Origin of the sequence: Bacillus cereus group sp. BfR-BA-01355 (genome assembly GCF_022663675.1) — a bacterium.
GTDB classification, from domain to species: Bacteria; Bacillota; Bacilli; order Bacillales; family Bacillaceae_G; genus Bacillus_A; species Bacillus_A thuringiensis_S.
The window spans coordinates 1-231 of the sequence record NZ_JAKUFY010000448.1 but is presented as its reverse complement, the minus strand read 5'-3'; the positions used below and the strand labels follow the sequence as shown (position 1 = coordinate 231).

The following is a 231-nucleotide window of genomic DNA, read 5'->3' as shown; positions in this document are numbered from 1 at the left end:
GATTTACGGCATCATTAAAGCAGGTGCAGCATATGTACCGATGGATCCGACTTATCCGAAAGATAGAATTGAATATATGCTTACGGATTGTATGCCGAAGGCCTTCCTAACGTATAAGACAGAAGTTAAGACAGAAATACCAGTTATTGATCTTGCGGATAACAGTGTTTTCATGGGAGAAACAAAAAATCCCGAGAAAATCAATCAACCAAATGATTTACTGTATTTGAT

General features: G+C 37.2%; 1 protein-coding gene. It reads left to right on the top strand.

Translation table 11 applies throughout. The annotated features are described in order from the left end of the window. Positions 1-231 (top strand): AMP-binding protein (locus MR167_RS32425; RefSeq protein ID WP_242316304.1); only part of this gene is annotated, 231 nt, incomplete at both ends.